Annotated in this window: 1 protein-coding gene; it reads left to right on the forward strand. The window is 55.0% G+C overall.

The window, feature by feature from the left end:
• Positions 1–136: 136 nt before the first annotated feature.
• Positions 137–420, forward strand: a 284-nt coding sequence (locus AC0T7J_RS25425) for a hypothetical protein (protein ID WP_473798579.1), incomplete at its 3' end; no start/stop codon positions are given.

The following is a 420-nucleotide window of genomic DNA, read 5'->3' on the forward strand; positions in this document are numbered from 1 at the left end:
CACTTCTACTCGATGAACCAGGCCGAACCTAGCATGGCCATCTGGAATAACCTCAAGCTGCCGCGCTGAAGGTTTTCCATGCGATAAAAAAGGCCCTCACCGGGCCTTTTCACTGAAAAGCACAAATGGAATATTGTTGTCGATGATCTGCGCGCAAACAAAAACACGCCCTCAACTGGTCTATCTGGTTTTCGGTGCCGAGACCTACCATCAGGAAGCTGTTTTCAGCATCGCCAGTGCTCTGGCGTGGTTGCGCGAGACACCGGATGCCGCGATCGATATCCAGGTCTTCAGCGACAATCCGCAACCCTACGAGCATCTCCCCGTACGCATTCGCCCGCTGGACGCCGAAACGCGCCAGAAATGGAGCGAGCCCCACGGTTACCATTTCCGCATCAAACATGTCGCGTTGCGCTCGGT

The organism is Pantoea sp. E956-1, from assembly GCF_982223955.1.